This window comes from Kitasatospora sp. NPDC101108 (assembly GCF_055584725.1).
Map to the genome: position 1 here is coordinate 115,925 of NZ_JBVJLM010000001.1, position 17,468 is coordinate 133,392.

Genomic DNA, 17,468 nt, shown 5'->3' on the forward strand with positions numbered 1-17,468 from the left:
AGGTTGTGGACGGGTGAGCCAGGTCTCGGCTGAGGGATCTTGAAGAAATGTGACCCAGATACGCCAGAAACCCGCCAGAACTTGATCTTGGCCTGCCGAGTGCCCGACGCTGTCGTGGATCTTGGCGATGACGGTCGGCCATGCCATCGACATCTCAGTATCCAAGATCCCCGACTCGTGCGCGATCAGCTCTGCGCTTCCTCGCGGCGTCCAAGAGCGGCCGCATCGGGTACGACGAGCAGCTTGCCGGTGGTACGCCGAGCCTCCAGATCGCTGTGGGCCTGGGCGGCCTCGGACAATGCGTAGCGGCCCGTTACGGTGACCTCAAGCGCCTTGGAGCGCATCCACTCGAACACATCGGCGGCCCGTCGGAGCAGTTCGGACCGATCGGCGATGAAGTCCCCGAGGCTGGGCCGGATCAGGGTCAGCGAACCGCCGTGGGCGAGCCGAATCGGATCAAACGGCGGCACGGCACCACTTGCCGCGCCGAAGAGCACGAGATGGCCGCGGGTTCGCAGGCTGGCGAGGCTCGCATCGAAGGTGTGCGCGCCGACGCCGTCGAAGACAACCGGCAGTCCCTGACCGCCGTTGAGTCGCCTCACCTCGGCTGCGAGATCGTCGACTGCGGAGGAAAGGATCACCTCAGCGGCCCCGGCGCGCTTCGCCAGCTCGGCCTTCGCCGTGGTCGACGTCGTGCCGATCACCCTGCCGCCGAGATGGGTGATGAGCTGGGTCAAAAGCAGCCCCATGCCACCAGCAGCCGCATGCACGAGCACCGTGTCGCCCCCCTGAACCGGGTAGGCGTCCTTGACGAGATAGTGCGCGGTCATGCCTTGGAGGAGCACGGCGGCGGCTGTCTCGAAGCCGATATCGTCGGGCAACGGCACCAGCCGGGAGGAATCCACGACGGCCCGCTCGGCATACGTGCCGGGTATCTCCACCCAACCGACCCGGTCCCCGACTGCGACGTCAGCGACGCCGGGTCCAACCTCGACGACCGTGCCGGCGCCCTCAGCGCCCGGGGTGAAGGGCAGCGGGAGGCTGTACCGGCCTTCGCGGTGGTAGACGTCGAGGAAGTTGACCCCGGATGCGGCGACTTCCACGAGCGCCTCGCCCGGACCCGGCCTCGGCTGGTCCACCTCGGCCTCCTGCAGCACCTCGGGACCGCCCACTTCGTACACCTGAATTGCTCGCATGACCCCTCCGATAACGGCTCGTCCCCCACCAACCCCGTTGATGGCGATCCAATTCCCCGACAAGCGGCCCGGGACATACCAGCCCGCCGCCCCCCGCCGAGAGCTGAGAGGCCTGCTGCGACGTGCTCGGTCACGGCAGCGATTCGCGCTGACGCGGCGCCACAGTGAGCCCGCACACGGCAATCCCTCGCCCGGAGGCCCTCGTTCCACGGAAGGCCCAGTCCCCGGCCGCCGCCCTGACCGCTACAAGCGGCTCGCGGGATCTGTCACGTCGGCCGACCTCCGAGACTGTGCGTCCAGGAGATGACGGGAGTGGGAAGTCGGCCTGTCCGACTTCCCACTCCGCTTGTTTCAGTAGGCCCAGGCGAGGAGGAAGGCGAAGAGCAGCAGGGTGCCGAAGGCCGCCGCCTGGGCTTCGCTATGGCGGGGTTCAGGGGGCATCGGTGAGGTCGAGTTCGGCCCAGACGGTCTTGGCGTTGGGGTGGCGGGGGATGGTGCCCCAGCGGTCGCAGAGGGCGTCGATGAGCGTGAGGCCGCGCCCGGACTGGGCGTTGGGGACGTGGACGGTGGGGAGAAGGGGGAGCCTGTCGCCCCTGGGGTCACTGACCTCGATGCGGAGGGTGGTGCCCCGGCGCACGGTGGTGGTGAGGGTGAGGTGCAGCTCGAACCCGCGCCCCGGAACGCGTCCGTGCGAGATCGCGTTCGCGGCGAGCTCCGCGACGACGAGGAGCGCGGAGTGGAAGGACTCGGTGTGCGTGGAGTCCAGTCGCCAGGTGGTGAGTTGACGCCTGGCGATGCGTCGGCAGGCGGCCGCACCCTTGGGGGTGGCGGGGAGCGTGATGGTGTGGGCGCGGGGTCTGTCGAGGGGGATTTCGGTCGTCATGGGGAAAAGCGTGACGGGACGGACGTACGCTGACCATGGATCCAGCGGGCACGGAGAGTGCCTGTACGGATGCAGAGGGTCGGATTGTCAGTTGGCCCGGATCAATCGAAAGGGCGGGTGATTGCCGTGGCTGGCGTCGAGCGCACGGTGTTCGATGACGGGGAGACGGCAGAGAACTCCGACGGGGTCGCGGAGTTCTACAGCGCGGTCGGGAAGCTGATCAAGTTCTTCCGTGAGCGAGCGGGGATCACGCAGAGGCAGCTGGCGAAGATGTCCGGCTACAGCGAGGACCTGGTCGGCGCCATCGAGCGTGGCGTTCGGACCCCGAGGGTCGAGTACCTGACCATTGTCGATGAACTCCTGGACGCCGGTGGCGCATTGAAGCTCGTCGCGGACGACGTGATGAAGGCGAAGATCCGGGTCAGCGAGCGGCATCCGGCCTTCTCCAAGGCCTTCACGGTCGAGGAGAACCGGGCCATCGAGATTCACGAGTACAGCACGATGGTGATCCCGGGACTGCTCCAGACCGAGACGTACATCCGTGCTTTGTACGAGATGCGTCGGCCACTGCTCTCGCCCGAGCAGATCGACGAGTGGGTGACAGCACGTCTGGCCCGAAAGGAGATCCTGGCTCGCTGGCCCATGCCAGTCGTGACCTGGGTACTCGACGAGAGTGTGCTTCGTCGCCCCTTGGGTGGATGGGACGTCCACAAGGAGCAGCTCCAGCACCTTCTTGAAGTAGGACAGATGCGAGGGCCCGAGCTACAGATCATGCCGCTTGACCGGATGAGCCACGCGGGAATGGGTGGCTCATTCACGATCCTCACCCCGCCCGGGGGCAGGCCACAAATCGGCTACGCAGCAGCGCAGCACGTGAATCGATTGATCACGGATCCGGTAGAAGTCCGTAATATGGCCGCAAGGTACAGCAGTATCCGGGCCCAGGCCCTGGGGCTGAAGGAGTCCCTGGCCCTGATCGAAGCGATTCTGGGAGAGCGGTAGGCATGGCCGAGCTAGCGTGGTTCAAGAGCAGCTACAGCACCAATGAAGAGGCCCAGTGCGTCGAGGTCGCCGAGACGCCCGGTGTCGTCCACGTCCGGGACTCCAAGGACAAGAGCGGCCCCCAGCTGGCCTTCGAGCCGGCCGCATGGAAGGCGTTCGTCACGTTCGCCGCCACCACCGAGGCCTGATCCGACGACCGCCCCTCAACGGCCCACCGCCTTCCGGGCGGTGGGCCGTCGGCTCACACCGCGCTGAACGGGACGGGCCAGCGGCGCATGTGGGTGGGCAGGGTCAACAGGAGCCCGCCGAGGCCGTACATCAGGCTTTCCGCCGTCAGCAGACGGACCGCCTCCCGCTGCGTCGCGGTGAGGCGGTCCACCGGGAGCGGCGTGCGTCCGGCCATGAAGGCCGCGATCAACTCAGGGTGGTCGAGGGTCAGGTGGACGTCGTGCTCCGCGCGCGCATCCTTGACCGTGAGGAAGCCCGGCCCCCGTCTGAAGTAGCAGAGCCCGTACCGGAACGCCTCCCTCCAGGGGGTGGCCGGAAGCCCGTTGATCCCGCTCGGCGGCCAGAGGTGGTGCAGCGGTGCGGTGTCGAGATCGCCGCTGACGACTGCCCTCCAACGAACCGGCACGCCCTCCTCCAGGGCGACCCGCAGGAAACCGAGGAACTCCAGTGCGGCGAGCGGGTCCCCGCCCAACTCGACCTCGTCGTGCACGACGATGACGTCACGCTCCACCGTGGCGCCGTACCCCGGCTCGTGCCTGCGGAACAGACCTTCCGACCGATCGCCGACCACCACGTTCACTCGACTCCTCCCCCGGGCGTGACCGGGAGGTCCCGCACCGCCAGTGCCACGACCTGCTCCCCGTCGCAGTAGACGAGTCCGGTCTCCCGCAGCCCCGCCAGCACCGCGGCCACCTCCCCCTCCGACGCCTGCCACCCCTGTTCGGCGAGCGCCCGCAGCACGGACCGGGCGCTACGGCCCCGCTCGGTCAGCCGGTACACGGCCGCGTCCAGACCGCGCAGCGAATGGTCGCGGGCCGGCCAGCCGTGCCTGCGGTCGGCGATCCGCAGCTCGCCGTCCCCGTCGGCGACCACCACCAGGGAGGACGCGGCATGCGCCGCCCGCCAGGCCTCGACCGCACGGTGGAGCCGGGACTCGACCTCGCCCCGGATCCCCTGCGGCGGTGTGTCGAACAGGTAGACCAGATCCGCCAGTTCCTCTTCCGGCAGGTCGTAGATGTGGTCGTAGACCCGGGACGGAGCCCGCTCGGGGAACCCCAGCTCCGGCCGTTCGAAGTTCGGGCTGAACCGTTCCAGTGCTATGCGGATGGTGCCGCCCGGCGGCTGGAGGTGCACCAGTGCCGGCATCTGCTCGATCACGACGCCGTAGTCCGCGTCGCGCTCCCCCGGGAAGCCGTAGAGGTAGTTCCAACTCACCGTCAGACCCCGGTCCTGGCAGTCCCGCAGCAGGCGCACGTTCCGGGCGCCACCCACGCCCTTGTCCATGAGGTCGAGCACCCGGCCGTTGAGGCTCTCGATGCCGGGCTGGATGTGCACCACCCCGGCCGCCGCGAGCAGATCGAGCTGGTCGGGGCGGAGGTTGGACTTCACCTCGTAGTGGACGCGCAGGTCCCAGCCGCTGGCGGCCATCCGGGGCAGCAGTTCACCGAAGTAGCCCATGTCCATGATGTTGTCCACCATCACCAGATCCAGGATGCGGTGGCGCTCGACCAGGCCGGACACTTCCTCCCACACGGCGTCGGCGTCCTTGCTGCGGAAGGCGATGGCCGAGCCGTTGAGCCCGCAGAAGGTGCACTGGTGCTTCTCCCCCCACCAGCAGCCCGCGCTCCCTCGACCGCGAGCTTGGGCTCCACGAAGGTGCGCGTCGGCGAGGCTTCCAGGGCGCGCTGCCAGCCCGTGTAGTCGGGGGCGGGGATCAGGCCCGGCGGCACCTGCGCGGCGCTCTCCGGGTTGGCCACCGGCCGATCGCCGTCCCACCAGCACAGCCCCGGCACGTCCAGCGGTGCCGTCCCCGCCGCGAGGTGGTCCAGCAGTGCGGGGAAGGCGAGTTCGCCCTCGCCCCGGACGGCGAAGTCGACGAAGCGGTGGTTGCGGAGCAGCGCCGCGCCCATCGGTCCGTCGCAGTTCGCCCCGCCCATGACGGTCCGTACTCCGGGCCGCCGCTGCTTGAGCAGCCGGGCGACGGCGAGGCTCGGCACGTTCTGCATGAAGGTGGTGGTGAATCCCACGACGTCCGGGTCCCGGCCCAGGATCTCGTCGACGACCCGCTCCACGAAGGGGCGCGCGTACGGGCGCATCCGGCGCGCCACGTCGATGTCGACGCCACTGTCCTTCGCGTAGCGGTCGAGCTCGAACTCGCGCCAGCGGTCGTCGTCGTGGAGCACACCGGCGAACACCCAGTCCCCCAGCCCGTGGTGCAGGCCGGTCTCCGCGACGTGGGTGTAGTCGTGCGGGGTGAGCTCCCCGCCGCTCTCGGCGAGCAGGAACGCGGCCCAGTCCATCGCCGCGTGCACCTCGGTGACCTCGGCCTCCGGCCGGGTCTCGGCCACGCGCCGGCGCAGGATGCCGATCGCCAACGAGGGCAACTCCAGCAGCTGCCACGGCATCGACACCAGACTCAGCCTCAAAGCTCCGCTCCCGCGTCGGGCCGGGACCCCGGAGTGGGTGGGGCCCCGACCGTCGATAGGTCTGTCTCGGCGTGGGCTCAGCTGTCCCGCTCGGCGGACGAGTCAACCCGGGACGGCGGGGCGTCGATCCGGTACGCCGGTGGCGCGTCGATCCGGTACGCCGGCGGGGCGTCGATCCGGTAGGCCGGCGGGGCGTCGATCCGCGGGGTCGAGCTCGAAGTCCCGTTGCTCATGACGGTCTTGGTGATCTGCATCGTGGTCACCTCCTCTCCGTACGGCTCATGGCGCGCTGCGGCCCGGGCCTTCACATCCTTCCGGGCCCGCACGCCAGGTCACTGTAATCGGCACCTGACCATCGGTGAATAGGTACGACAATGCGCCTGCTACGACCTCACGCCCGGTGCCCGTACACCACGGCTCTGTACGCCCTGACGGCGTTACGGCGTTACGGCGGACCGGTGGATCCGCTCCCTCCGGCGTGACCCGGTCCCGCCCGCGCGTGCGGGGGCCGTTGTACAGCCGGTCGGCACGGGCACGGGCTCGGCCCGGACGGCCTCGGGGTGTCGTCGCTGCCGGTGCCCTCCCACATCGCGGAATTCCATCGGCCTTCCCTCCGGTGGGACCGGTTTCAGGGCTTGAGGAGGGTCTTGATCGCGCGACGCTCGTCCATCGCCCGGTACCCCTCGGCGACCCGCTCCAGGGGCAGGGTGAGATCGAAGACCCTGCCAGGATCGATCCGCCTCGTGAGCACGTGGTCGATCAGATCGGGCAGGTAGCGGCGGACGGGAGCCGGGCCGCCGCGCAGGCCGACGTGGGAGAAGAACAGCTCCTGCCCGTCGACGGCGACCCCGTGCGGGACGCCCACGAAGCCGACGTTGCCGCCGGGCCGCGCGGAGCGCAGGGCCTGCTGCACGGCCTCGGCGGTGCCCACGCACTCCAGCACGCTGTCGGCGCCGATGCCGCCGGTCAGCTCCTTGATCCTGGCCACACCCTCCTCGCCACGCTCGGTGACGAGGTCCGTCGCGCCGAACTCCCGGGCCAGCCGCTGGCGGGACCCGTGGCGGCTCATCGCGATGATCCGCTCCGCGCCCATCGCCCTGGCGGCGATCACCGCGCACAGGCCGACCGCGCCGTCGCCGACCACCACGGCGGTCGAGCCGGGCTTGACCTCGGCGGCGTCGGCGGCCCACCAGCCGGTGCCCATCACGTCGGAGACGGCCAGCAGGCCCGGCCAGAACTCCTCGCCGGGCACGCCCTCGGTGGCGACCAGGGTGCCCTGGGCGTTGGGGATGCGGATGTACTCGGCCTGGCAGGTGCTCATGAACTCCCGGTGCAGGCAGTTCGACGTGAAGCCGTTGCGGCAGTTCGGGCAGGTGCTGTCCGAGGTGGCGAAGGAGCCGACGACGAACTGGCCGGGGCGCAGCCCGGTGACCTCGCTGCCGACCTCCTCCACGAAGCCGACGTACTCGTGCCCCATCGGGCTCGGTCCGCCGACGGTCTCCAGGCCGCGGTACGGCCACAGGTCGGAGCCGCACACACAGGTGACCGCGGTGCGGATGATCGCGTCGGTGGGGTGGAGGATCTTCGGGTCTTCCAGGGTCTCCAGGCGGATGTCGCCGGGGCCGTGGATCATCGTTCCGCGCATGAGTGGGGGCTTCCTTCGCATCACGGGGCCGGGGTGCGTCCCGCCGGCCCTCCGCCTTCCAGGGAAGCCGCTCCCGGGCCGCGCAGCGAGTCACCCGTGAGGGTGTACCGGCAGCACATCCTGACCGGGCCCAGCACTGCGCCCGGGCGTGGACGCCGCACCCCGGCCTCCATCCTGGGGTGCGACCCGCGAGGCCGTCCGGGGCGCACGGGTGAGCGCGGGAAAACGTCCGGGCGCACGGGTGATCGCGGGGAGGCGGCCGGGCGCCGGCCGGGACTGTCTGGTTCGATAGGGGCCGCCGTCACCCCCAGCCGCAAGGAGCAAGGCCCTGAGTACGTCGTTCGCCGAGGCGCTGTCCGTCGGATTGCTGGTGCTGGTGCTGGTCTGCGCGGTGGTGCGGCCGTGGGGCTGGCCGGAGGCGGTGGTCGCCGTCCCGGCGGCGGGGCTGGTGGTCGCCACCGGCGCGATCCCGCCCGCCCACGCGCTGGCCGAGGCCACGCGGCTGGGGCCGGTGATCGGGTTCCTGGCGGCCGTCCTGGTGCTGGCGCAGCTGTGCGACGACGAGGGGCTGTTCCGGGCGTGCGGGGCGTGGATGGCCCGGGCGTCGGCGGGGAGTCCGCGGCGGCTGCTCGTGCAGGTGTTCGTGGTGGCGTCGGTGGTCACGGCGGTGCTGAGTCTGGACGCCACAGTGGTGCTGTTGACGCCGGTGGTGTTCGCGACGGCGGCCAGGCTGGGGGCCCGGCCGAAGCCGCATCTGTACGCCTGCACGCACCTGTCGAACACGGCCTCGCTGCTGCTGCCGGTCTCCAATCTGACGAATCTGCTGGCCTTCGCCGCCAGCGGGCTGAGCTTCATCCGGTTCGGCGCGCTGATGGTGCTGCCGTGGCTGGTGGCCATCGGCGTGGAGTACCTGGTGCTGCGCCGGTTCTTCGCCACCGACCTGGAGGTGGGCGTGCCGGCTCCGGCCGGGGCGGAGGCGCCGCAGATGCCGCTGTTCGCGCTGTTCACGGTGGCGGGCACGCTGGCCGGGTTCGTGCTGGCCTCGGCGGTCGGGGTCGATCCGGCGTGGGCGGCGCTGGCGGGGGCCCTGGCGCTCGCCGTGCGGGCGCTGGTGCGGCGCCGCACCACCCCGGCGGCGATCGTGCGCTCGGCCGCCGTGCCGTTCCTGGCCTTCGTCCTGGCACTCGGCGTGGTGGTGCGGGCGGTGGTCGACAACGGGCTGGCCTCCGCGCTCGGGCACCTCCTGCCGCACGGCACCTCGCTGCCCGCGCTGCTCGGGATCGCGGCGCTGGCGGCCGTCCTGGCGAACGTGATCAACAACCTGCCGGCCACGCTGGTCCTGCTGCCGCTGGCCCTCCCCTCCGGCGCGGGTGCCGTGCTGGCGGTGCTGCTCGGGGTGAACATCGGCCCCAACCTGACCTACGCCGGGTCGCTGGCCACCCTGCTGTGGCGGCGCATCGTGCGCGAACACGACGGCGAGGTGGGCCTCGGTGAGTTCACCCGGCTCGGGCTGCTCGTCGTGCCCGCTGCGCTGGTGCTGGCCGTGGTGGCACTGTGGGGGTCCCTGCAAGTCATCGGAGCGTGAGGAAGGTGGCAACCGTGACGGTCGTCGTCTGGATCACCGAGGGCACCTGGCCCGCCTGCGTCGACGCCGCCCGCGCCCACGCACCGCAGGACGCGGAGGTCGTACTGCTCCACGTCAGTGGTCCGGACGTCCCCGGCCTCGCGCACGGCGCGTTCGCCGGGCTGCTCGGGCGCGGCCACCGCGAGCGCGACCCCGGGGACCGGGTGGAACGCCTCGCCGACGACTCCGCACGCCGCCTCCTCGACGCCGCCGCCGACCGGCTCGCACGGCCCTGCACCCGGCTGGAGCGCACCGGCCGTACCGAACGCGAGGTGGTCGCGGCGGCGGAGGGCGCCGAGCTGCTGGTCCTGGCCCGCGACGGCGACCGCAGCCGCCTCGGGCCGCACAGCATCGGCCCGGCCACCCGCTTCGTCGTCGACCACGCTCCCTGCCCCGTCCTGCTGGTCTGGCCGGAGCCGCCGCCGGGGGCCGACACCCTGCCGCCCCCGCCAGGCCCGCAGCACTGAGGGGCCCGCACCGGGCCCGCAACGCCGAGAGGCCCGCACCGAGCTTGCGCGGTGCGGGCCCCTCCCTGCCGGGCGGGTGCCGTGGCAGAAGAACTACGCCGAAGAACTACAGCGGGCGGATGTTCTCGGCCTGCGGGCCCTTCTGGCCCTGCGTGACGTCGAACTCGACCTTCTGGCCCTCAAGCAGCTCACGGAAGCCGTTGGCGTTGATGTTCGAGTAGTGGGCGAAGACGTCCGGGCCGCCACCCTCCTGCTCGATGAAGCCGAAGCCCTTCTCCGAGTTGAACCACTTCACAGTGCCATTAGCCATTTGAATCTCCCTCAAGGGACTGTCCGAAGCACGCACCGTGCGGGCTTCGAGTCACCGTATGGAGCGCCCACCGGCAAAGGACCGGGGAACAAAAAATGCGCCTGCGATACATCAGCAGGCGCACACAAAGTTCATGGGAACCACTACTGCAACTGAGTCGACTGTAGCAGGCCACAGCCCGTCGCGCTGGGAACCGCCGGAAAGTCCCGTCTCGCGCTTCCCGGCGCGTCCGGTCCGGAATGAAGGAATTCTCAGCTGTTCGAAGTTTGAACGACGAGCGGCGGCTGTCTCACCCCTCCCTGGTCCGGCCGGCCCCCGCGGGCACTATTCTCAGGTCCATGTCGAACCCTGATGCGCTGCTCGTCGACATCGCCGCGATGGTGGAGTCCGAGCGCAGCAACCAGATGCCCCTGACCGTGGTCGTCCCGGGAGCGGTCATCACCGGCCGTTTGGCGCCGGAACGCCTGTGGCACGAACGGGTGGCCGAAGTCCTCGCCGCTTCGGACCACCTGAAGCCCTTCGCCACACTCTTCGAGATGTCCGCCGCCGCCGACACGGCTCCGCCCGTATCCCGGCCCACCCACCTGCACCTGCACGTCGCCCGCATCCTCCAGGGCAGCTTCGGCCTGCCCCACACCGGGGGGATGTACCGCATCGCCATCTCCGACGTCAGCAGCTGGACAGTGGGGGACCTCAGCTACTCCGACCAGTGACAACCCGTACGGGCCGGGCTCCGCGCTGCGGGGCCCGGCCCGTACGTACGACCGGGGGCCGAGCAGCACCGGCTCCGCCTCGTCCGCGGCGCGCAGCCGCAGACTCTCCGGGCGCACCTCGACGGCCCGTAGGCCCACGCTCGGCGGGATCTGCCCCAGCGACCAGCGGGCCGCCGACCGCCAGGGCGTCCACCACCAGCCCCTGCCACCGGATGCGTGGTACATCAGCACCCGGAAGAGCAGCACCAGGGCGTAGCCGACCCGTTTCCGGACCATCATCGGGACGTAGCGGTGGATGCGGTGCACGCTGACGTCCCCGCCGCCGCCCGGCCCTGCTGCTGCCGTCGACTCCCCCGACCCAAACGTTTGGCTGGCCCAATCATTCGGGTCGGATGACACAGGCACCCTCCGGCGAGCGTGCCAGGGGCTTGGGGAACCTTGCAGGGCCGGAGAAGTGACGGTCCGACGGGCCCACTGCTGGGGGCCCGGGCCGGCCGGCCGCCGGAGGCGGTGCACCGGCCGTCCACATGCGAAGCCGTGGGGAGCACATCATCACGTTTCACCAGAACTGATTCACGCACCGTTCACGGGAAGGCGGAACTCGCCCCCGCGCCGGGTCGTCAGAGTGCGTGAGAGTTCAAAACCGAGCCAAAGCCAGGGAAAGGAACGGTCAATGCTGATGGCCAGGAGAGTGGTCGGCGCCGTCGCCGTGGCACTCCTGACCGTGATGGGCCTGCTGCTGCTCTCCCCGTCCGGATCCACCTACACCCGGGACCCCAACCGCCCCCGGGCGGCCACGGCGGCGAAGCTCGCCGAGGAGGCCGTGACGCCGAAGTGCGCGCCAGGTCCCGTCTGGCCCCGGCCCCGGAACATCCGTACCCCTGAGCACCGGCCCGAGCCGCGACCGGCCCTCGACCACGAGGCTCCGGCCGTGGAGAACCCGTCGCCGGGAGCGGTACCCGAACCGTCCCACGCCGCGGGCAAGCAGGACAGACCCGCGGTCCTGCAGGTGTTCCGCTGCTGATCGGCGCCGACCGCGCCCGCACGCTCACCGGTGGCGAGGCCCCCACACGGGGCTCTGCCACCGCACCACGTACCGGCAGTTCACGACGGCCCACGGCAGTGATTCCCAGCTGCCGGCGCCGCCGCGCTCAGCGCTGCCCTCGTACCGGGTGAGCGGGAACGGTCCCGAAGTCCCCCTGCACTCACGAGACTTCCGAAGGGCCCGAGACACCGACATGCAAGGATTCATCGACCACGCCCGCAGCTTCCGCCAGCACGCCGCGCAGGACGCCGACGCCTTCGGGCGACTGGCCGCCGGCCAGCAACCCCAGGCGCTGTTCATCAGCTGCTCGGACTCCCGCGTCATCCCCGCCGCGCTCACCGGCGCCCGGCCGGGCGACCTCTTCGAGCTGCGGACCGCGGGCAACATCGTCCCGCCCTACCAGCCGTCCCTCCCCTCCGCCGAGGCCGCGACCATCGAGTACGCGGTCGAGGTCCTGGGCGTCGCCGACATCGTGGTGTGCGGCCACTCCCACTGCGGCGCCGTGGGCGCCGTCGTCCGCGGCGACGACCTCACCGGCGTCCCCGCCGTACGCGACTGGCTCGCCGACGGCACCGCGCTGACGCCCGACCGCGAACCCGGCCACGACCTGGCCGGCCCCGTCCAACGCCACGTCCTCGACCAGTTGGAGAGGCTGCGCACCCACCCGAGCGTCGCCCGCCGGATCGGCGAGGGCCAGCTCGGCCTGCACGGCTGGTTCTACGAGGTGCACACCGGCGCGGTGTTCACGTACCGCCCCGGCACCGACAGCTTCCTGCCGCTGTGACGCCGCGGCCCACCACCTCCGGACTCCCACCGATGAAGGCTCCCATGCGCTTTCCCACTCCCAGGTTTCCCGCGCTCAAGTACGACCTGACCGCCTCACTCGTCGTCTTCCTGGTCGCCCTCCCGCTGTGCGTCGGCGTCGCCGTCGCCTCGGGCGTACCCGCCGAACTCGGCCTGATCACCGGCATCGTCGGTGGCCTGGTCACCGGCCTGCTCCCCGGCAGCAGCCTCCAAGTCAGCGGCCCCGCAGCCGGGTTGACCGTCCTGGTCGCCGAGACCGTGCAACGGTTCGGGCTGCCCGCACTCGGCCTCGTGGTCGGCGCCACCGGCCTGCTCCAACTGCTCCTCGGCGCACTGCGCTGGGGCCGCTGGTTCCGCGCGATCTCCGTCGCCGTCGTCGAGGGCATGCTCGCCGGCATCGGTCTGGTCATCATCGCCGGCCAGCTCTACGCGATGGCCGACCGGCCCGCGCCCTCCAGCGGGATCGACAAGCTCCTCGGCCTGCCCGGCCTCCTCATAAAGCTGGTCTCCTCCCCCGGCGCCGGTGCCTCCTTCGCGATCGGCGCCGGCACCATCGCGGTGATCGTGCTGTGGCAGCGGCTCCCCGCCAAGGCGCGGGTCGTCCCGGGCGCGCTGGTGGCCGTCGTGCTCGCCACGGCCGCGACCTGGCTGCTGGCCCTTCCGATGAAGAAGGTCGAGGTCAAGGGCCTGCTGGACGCCATCCAGCCGCCCGGCGCCGGGGCGTTCGAGCAGTTCACCCCCGCCCTGATCGTCACCGTCGTGGCCTTCACCCTCGTCGCCTCCGCCGAGAGCCTGTTCAGCGCGGCCGCCGTCGACCGCCTCCACAACGGGCCCCGTACCGACTACGACAAGGAGCTCATGGCCCAGGGCGCGGGCAACGCCCTCTGCGGAGCCCTCGGCGCCCTGCCGATGACCGCCGTCATCGTCCGCAGCGCCGCCAACGTCCAGGCCGGCGCCCGGACCAAGGCCTCCCGCGTGCTGCACGGCGTGTGGCTGCTGCTGTTCGCCGCCCTGCTCCCGGCGGCGCTCGGCGTCATCCCCGTCGCGGCCCTCGCCGGCGTCCTGGTCCACGCCGGGTTCAAGCTCCTGCCCTTCCAACAGTTCGGCCCGCTGTGGCGCGAGCACCGCGCGGAGGCGCTCGTGCTGCTCGCCACCGCCGTGGCCATCGTCACGGTCAACATGTTCGAGGGCGTGCTGATCGGCCTGGGCCTGTCGATCGTCAAGACGGCCTGGGAGACCTCCCGACTGCACGTGGACACCGAGGAACAGCTCGACGGGCACATCCGGGTCCGGCTCACGGGCAACGCCACCTTCCTGCGACTGCCCAAGCTCCTGGACACCCTGGAGGCGCTGCCGGCCGACCGTGTCGTGGAGCTGGACCTCAGCGGCCTGCGCCACCTCGACCACGCCTGCCAGGCCGCGCTGACCACCTGGACGGAACGGCACAACGCCAACGCACCCGAGGAGGTGAGGCTGGTCCCCGCGCTGGCCGCACAGGCCTGATCCGAGGCCATGAGCGCGCCGCCGCAACGGCTTTCCGGCGCGGCGGCGCGTCACGGACCCGGGCCCTCCGCGCGGCGGCGCGTCACCGACCCGCGCCTCGTGCACGGCCGCGCGTCACGGATCCGTCAATCCGGGCGGACGGGTCGGATGAACCCCGGATCATGGAGCCAGCGAGACCCGACCCCCGCCTGGAGGCACCGTGTCCGACCTTCCCTCGTCCGCCGCCCTGCTCGACGGGCTGGCGCTGCCCGAACTGACCCGCTCCGCCGCCCTGCTGCAGCCCGAACTGGTGCACCTGAGGCGGGAGTTGCACCAGCAACCGGAGATCGGGCTCGACCTGCCCAGGACCCAGGCCCGGATGCTCACGGCCCTCGACGGGCTGCCGCTGGAACTCACCCTGGGCAAGGGGCTGAGCTCGATCACGGCCGTGCTGCGCGGCGGCCGCCCCGGACCGAAGGTGCTGCTGCGCGCAGACATGGACGCCCTGCCGGTGCAGGAGAACGTCCGGCTGCCGTACGCCTCGAAGATCCCCGGCGCGATGCACGCCTGCGGCCACGACCTGCACATGGCCGCGCTGGTCGGCGCCACCCGGCTGCTGGTCGAGCGGCGCGCCGAGCTGGCGGGCGACGTGGTCCTGATGTTCCAGCCCGGCGAGGAGGGGGCGGGCGGTGCCCAGCTGATGGTGGACGAGGGCGTGCTGGACGCGGCCGGTGAACGGGTGGTGGCCGCGTACGCCCTGCACGTGGCGGCCGCCCTGCTGCCCAACGGACTGGTCACCGCCCGCCCGGGGCCGATGCTGGCGGCCTCCGACACCCTGCACGTCACCCTGCGCGGGCGCGGCGGGCACGGGTCCAGCCCGCACTCGGCGCTGGACCCGGTGCCGGCCATGTGCGAGGCGGTGCTGGCCCTCCAGTCGATGGTGACCCGGCGGATCGACGCCTTCGACCCGGTGGTGCTCACCGTCGGCAGGCTCAGCGCCGGCACGGCCGCCAATGTGATCCCCGAGGAGGCCCGGTTCGAGGCGACCGTCCGCTCCTTCTCCCCGCGCTCGCGGGAGCTGGTGGGCAGCGAGGCGCTGCGGGTGGTGCGCGGGATCGCGGCGGCCCACGGGCTGGAGGTGGTGGCCGAGGTGGAGCGCGGGTACCCGGTGACGGTCAACGACCCCGTGGAGGCGGACTTCGCGACCGGCCTGGCGGCCCGGCTGGTCGGGCCGGAGCGGTTCGTGCCGATGCCCCAGCCGATCGCCGGCTCCGAGGACTTCGGCGTGCTGGCCGCCCTCGTCCCGTCGGCGTTCCTGATGCTGGGCGCCGCCCCGACCGACGGCCGCGATCCCTTCACCGCGGCCTACAACCACTCCCCCGAGGCCGAGTTCGAGGACAACGTCCTCGCCGACGGCGCCGCCCTGCTGGCCGGCCTGGCCCTGGGGCGGCTGGCCCGGGGGTAGGGCCCGTCCGGCGGATCCTGCCGGGTGCGGCATGCCCGGCGGCCGTCCGGCCGGCCGGAGGTGGGGAGATCCCGTGAGCTGACGGTGTGGCAGCTGTGCAGGCTTTCCCGGATGTGGGCGAGCGGCGCGGTGATGACCCGTTTCGTCGCGTTCCGTTCAAGCGCCGCTTACCCCATCATGGGACGGTGCCATCACGCCTACGCGCGTAGCACTCCCCTGCGCCCCCACGACACAAGGAGTCTGACCCATGCTCAGACGCACCACCGCCACCCGCCCGCTCGCCCTGGGCGCCGTCGCCCTGGCCGTGCTCACCGCCGCCGGCGCCGTCCCCCACCGGGCCGTGGCCGCGACCACGACCACCGCCGCCCCCGCCGCCCCCGCCGCCACGACCGCCCAGCACCGCGTGCTGTTCGACGCCACCAAGGCGGAGACCGCGGGCAACGCCGACTGGATCATCTCCACCAGCCAGCCGGACCCGCTCGCCCAGAACGCCAACCCGCAGTCCGAGACGGACTGGACCGGCGCCATCTCCAGCTGGGGTGTCGCCCTCCAGAAGACCGGCCAGTACAGCCTCAAGACCCTGCCGAGCGGCTCCAGCATCACCTACGGCACCGGCGGAGCGCTGGACCTCGCCAACTTCGACGAGTTCGTCCTGCCCGAGCCCAACATCCGGCTCAGCGACGCCGAGAAGACCGCCGTCATGAAGTTCGTCCAGAACGGCGGCGGGCTGTTCCTGATCTCGGACCACACCCAGAGCGACCGCAACAACGACGGCTGGGACTCCCCCGCCATCATCAACGACCTGATGACCACCAACTCGGTCAACAGCAACGACCCGTTCGGGCTCTCGGTCGACCTGCTCAACATCCAGACCGACAACCCGACCGCCATCAACGACGCCAACGACCCCGTCCTGCACGGCCCGTTCGGCACCGTCACCGGCAGCATCCTCCGCAACGGCACCACCTTCACCCTCAAGCCCGCCGACAACCCCAGCGTCAAGGGCATCGTCTACCGCACCGGCTACTCCGGCACCACCGGCGCCTTCTTCGCCACCAGCAGCTTCGGCAAGGGCCGGGTCGCCATCTGGGGTGACAGCTCGACCATCGACGACGGCACCGGCGAATCCGGCAAGACCCTCTACAACGGCTGGAACGACCCGGCCGGCACCGACGCCGCCCTCGCCCTCAACGCCACCGCCTGGCTCGCCTCGGGCAGCGGCAGCGGCACCACCGGCAGCGTCACCCTCACCAACCCGGGCGCCCGCACCGCCACCGCCGGCACCGCCACCAGCCTCCAGCTCTCCGCCACCGACACGGCCGGCGGAACCCTGGGCTACGCCGCCTCCGGCCTGCCCGCCGGCCTGAGCGTCAACGCCACGACCGGCCTGATCAGCGGCACCCCGACCACCGCCGGGACCTACTCGGTGACGGCCACCGCGACCGACTCCACCGGCCCGTCCTCCTCCGTCACCTTCACCTGGACCGTCCAGTCCAGCGGCACCGGCGGCGGTTGCACGGCGAGCCAGCTGCTCACCAACCCCGGCTTCGAGGCCGGCACGACGGCCGGCTGGACGGAGACCAACTCCGGCGGCAGCAGCACCATCAACAGCAGCTCCGGCGAGCCGCCGCACTCCGGCACGTACGACGTCTGGCTGGACGGCTACGGCAGCGCCAACACCGACACCCTCGCCCAGACGGTGACCCTGCCGACCGGCTGCAGCACCTACACCTTCAGCTTCTGGCTGCACGTCGACACCGCCGAGCCCACCACCAGCGCGTACGACAAGCTGACGGTGACGGCGAACGGCACCACCCTGGCGACCTACTCCAACACGAACGCGGCCGCCGGCTACCAGCAGCACAGCTTCAACCTGTCCGGCTACGCGGGCCAGACCGTGACCCTGAAGTTCAGCGGTGTGGAGGACTACACCAAGCAGACCTCCTTCGTCCTCGACGACACGGCCGTCAACGTCGGCTGATCCGGCACCGATTGCCCTCCCCGGAATTCCCGGAATTCCCGGAATTCATCGGACGGGGAGGGCAACCCCGGTGGGCGACGCCGAACGCCCGGTGGCGGCCTCCCGGCTGTCCTCACGGCCGCGGTACGCCTGCGGCCACGACGTCCGCCCGACGCTTCCGCCGGGCCCCAACCACTGGACCCCACGGGCCACTTGAG

Annotated in this window: 17 protein-coding genes and 1 pseudogene; 10 read left to right on the plus strand and 8 right to left on the minus strand. The window is 71.4% G+C overall.

What is annotated here, in order from left to right:
- Positions 1-185: 185 nt before the first annotated feature.
- A complete protein-coding gene (locus ACZ6Z8_RS00615) occupies positions 186-1,196 on the minus strand; it encodes a quinone oxidoreductase family protein (RefSeq protein ID WP_465604702.1) in 1,011 nt (336 codons plus the stop codon).
- Positions 1,197-1,626: 430 nt separating this feature from the next.
- Positions 1,627-2,079 (minus strand): ATP-binding protein, encoded by a 453-nt coding sequence (locus ACZ6Z8_RS00620; RefSeq protein ID WP_465604704.1) that lies wholly within the window; start codon positions 2,077-2,079, stop codon positions 1,627-1,629.
- Between the two features lie 126 nt (positions 2,080-2,205).
- Here ACZ6Z8_RS00620 and ACZ6Z8_RS00625 point away from each other — a divergent pair, with 126 nt between their 5' ends.
- Positions 2,206-3,081, plus strand: coding sequence for a helix-turn-helix domain-containing protein (locus ACZ6Z8_RS00625; RefSeq protein WP_465604706.1), 876 nt, complete (start codon positions 2,206-2,208; stop codon positions 3,079-3,081).
- 2 nt (positions 3,082-3,083) lie between these two features.
- A complete protein-coding gene (locus tag ACZ6Z8_RS00630) occupies positions 3,084-3,269 on the plus strand; it encodes a DUF397 domain-containing protein (RefSeq protein ID WP_465604709.1) in 186 nt (61 codons plus the stop codon).
- Positions 3,270-3,322: 53 nt separating this feature from the next.
- Here ACZ6Z8_RS00630 and ACZ6Z8_RS00635 read toward each other — a convergent pair whose 3' ends face one another.
- The 5 genes and pseudogenes from ACZ6Z8_RS00635 to ACZ6Z8_RS00655 form a co-directional block, all read right to left on the minus strand.
- Positions 3,323-3,889 (minus strand): DUF5825 family protein, encoded by a 567-nt coding sequence (locus ACZ6Z8_RS00635; protein WP_465604711.1) that lies wholly within the window; start codon positions 3,887-3,889, stop codon positions 3,323-3,325.
- Positions 3,886-5,091: a RiPP maturation radical SAM C-methyltransferase gene (locus ACZ6Z8_RS00640; protein WP_465604714.1), complete on the minus strand. Its 1,206-nt coding sequence runs from the start codon at positions 5,089-5,091 to the stop codon at positions 3,886-3,888. The genes ACZ6Z8_RS00635 and ACZ6Z8_RS00640 overlap by 4 nt, the downstream gene beginning before the upstream one ends.
- A gap of 104 nt (positions 5,092-5,195) precedes the next feature.
- Positions 5,196-5,714, minus strand: a pseudogene (locus ACZ6Z8_RS00645) (cobalamin-dependent protein); the annotation flags it as partial.
- 98 nt (positions 5,715-5,812) lie between these two features.
- Positions 5,813-5,998, minus strand: a complete 186-nt coding sequence (locus tag ACZ6Z8_RS00650) for a hypothetical protein (RefSeq protein ID WP_465604716.1) — start codon at positions 5,996-5,998, stop codon at positions 5,813-5,815.
- Positions 5,999-6,363: 365 nt separating this feature from the next.
- The gene (locus ACZ6Z8_RS00655; RefSeq protein WP_465604719.1) at positions 6,364-7,380 is read right to left on the minus strand and encodes a zinc-dependent alcohol dehydrogenase family protein; all 1,017 of its coding nucleotides are present in this window, start codon (positions 7,378-7,380) and stop codon (positions 6,364-6,366) included.
- Between the two features lie 328 nt (positions 7,381-7,708).
- On the opposite strand from ACZ6Z8_RS00655, the gene ACZ6Z8_RS00660 reads away from it, so the two are divergent.
- Positions 7,709-8,965 (plus strand): SLC13 family permease, encoded by a 1,257-nt coding sequence (locus ACZ6Z8_RS00660; protein ID WP_465606283.1) that lies wholly within the window; start codon positions 7,709-7,711, stop codon positions 8,963-8,965.
- 14 nt (positions 8,966-8,979) lie between these two features.
- Positions 8,980-9,471, plus strand: coding sequence for a universal stress protein (locus tag ACZ6Z8_RS00665; RefSeq protein WP_465604722.1), 492 nt, complete (start codon positions 8,980-8,982; stop codon positions 9,469-9,471).
- Between the two features lie 106 nt (positions 9,472-9,577).
- Here the strand turns inward: ACZ6Z8_RS00665 and ACZ6Z8_RS00670 are convergent, their stop codons facing one another.
- Entirely contained in the window at positions 9,578-9,781 is a 204-nt protein-coding gene (locus ACZ6Z8_RS00670) for a cold-shock protein (RefSeq protein WP_045694210.1), read from the minus strand.
- A gap of 338 nt (positions 9,782-10,119) precedes the next feature.
- Between ACZ6Z8_RS00670 and ACZ6Z8_RS00675 the strand changes: the two genes are divergently transcribed.
- The 6 genes from ACZ6Z8_RS00675 (at position 10,120) to ACZ6Z8_RS00700 (ending at position 17,271) form a co-directional block, all read left to right on the plus strand.
- Positions 10,120-10,494 (plus strand): hypothetical protein, encoded by a 375-nt coding sequence (locus ACZ6Z8_RS00675; RefSeq protein WP_465604724.1) that lies wholly within the window; start codon positions 10,120-10,122, stop codon positions 10,492-10,494.
- A gap of 679 nt (positions 10,495-11,173) precedes the next feature.
- A complete protein-coding gene (locus tag ACZ6Z8_RS00680) occupies positions 11,174-11,518 on the plus strand; it encodes a hypothetical protein (RefSeq protein ID WP_465604726.1) in 345 nt (114 codons plus the stop codon).
- A 214-nt stretch (positions 11,519-11,732) separates the two neighbouring features.
- Positions 11,733-12,323 (plus strand): carbonic anhydrase, encoded by a 591-nt coding sequence (locus tag ACZ6Z8_RS00685; RefSeq protein WP_465604729.1) that lies wholly within the window; start codon positions 11,733-11,735, stop codon positions 12,321-12,323.
- Positions 12,324-12,367: 44 nt separating this feature from the next.
- Complete coding sequence (locus ACZ6Z8_RS00690) at positions 12,368-13,846, plus strand: SulP family inorganic anion transporter (protein WP_465604732.1); 1,479 nt, start codon at positions 12,368-12,370, stop codon at positions 13,844-13,846.
- Positions 13,847-14,099: 253 nt separating this feature from the next.
- Positions 14,100-15,290 carry a M20 metallopeptidase family protein gene (locus ACZ6Z8_RS00695; protein ID WP_465606285.1) on the plus strand — a complete coding sequence of 397 codons (1,191 nt, stop codon included), beginning with the start codon at positions 14,100-14,102 and terminating at the stop codon, positions 15,288-15,290.
- A gap of 247 nt (positions 15,291-15,537) precedes the next feature.
- Positions 15,538-17,271, plus strand: coding sequence for an Ig domain-containing protein (locus ACZ6Z8_RS00700; RefSeq protein WP_465604735.1), 1,734 nt, complete (start codon positions 15,538-15,540; stop codon positions 17,269-17,271).
- The last annotated feature ends 197 nt before the right edge of the window (positions 17,272-17,468 follow it).

Bases quoted from the DNA above. Each gene is read 5' to 3' on its own strand.
- ACZ6Z8_RS00615 (WP_465604702.1), bottom strand. From the start codon at position 1,196: ATGCGAGCAATTCAGGTGTACGAAGTGGGCGGTCCCGAGGTGCTGCAG.
- ACZ6Z8_RS00620 (WP_465604704.1), bottom strand. From the start codon at position 2,079: ATGACGACCGAAATCCCCCTCGACAGACCCCGCGCCCACACCATCACG.
- ACZ6Z8_RS00630 (WP_465604709.1), top strand. From the start codon at position 3,084: ATGGCCGAGCTAGCGTGGTTCAAGAGCAGCTACAGCACCAATGAAGAG.
- ACZ6Z8_RS00655 (WP_465604719.1), bottom strand. From the start codon at position 7,380: ATGCGCGGAACGATGATCCACGGCCCCGGCGACATCCGCCTGGAGACC.
- ACZ6Z8_RS00670 (WP_045694210.1), bottom strand. From the start codon at position 9,781: ATGGCTAATGGCACTGTGAAGTGGTTCAACTCGGAGAAGGGCTTCGGC.
- ACZ6Z8_RS00675 (WP_465604724.1), top strand. From the start codon at position 10,120: ATGTCGAACCCTGATGCGCTGCTCGTCGACATCGCCGCGATGGTGGAG.
- ACZ6Z8_RS00680 (WP_465604726.1), top strand. From the start codon at position 11,174: ATGGCCAGGAGAGTGGTCGGCGCCGTCGCCGTGGCACTCCTGACCGTG.
- ACZ6Z8_RS00685 (WP_465604729.1), top strand. From the start codon at position 11,733: ATGCAAGGATTCATCGACCACGCCCGCAGCTTCCGCCAGCACGCCGCG.
- ACZ6Z8_RS00690 (WP_465604732.1), top strand. From the start codon at position 12,368: ATGCGCTTTCCCACTCCCAGGTTTCCCGCGCTCAAGTACGACCTGACC.
- ACZ6Z8_RS00700 (WP_465604735.1), top strand. From the start codon at position 15,538: ATGCTCAGACGCACCACCGCCACCCGCCCGCTCGCCCTGGGCGCCGTC.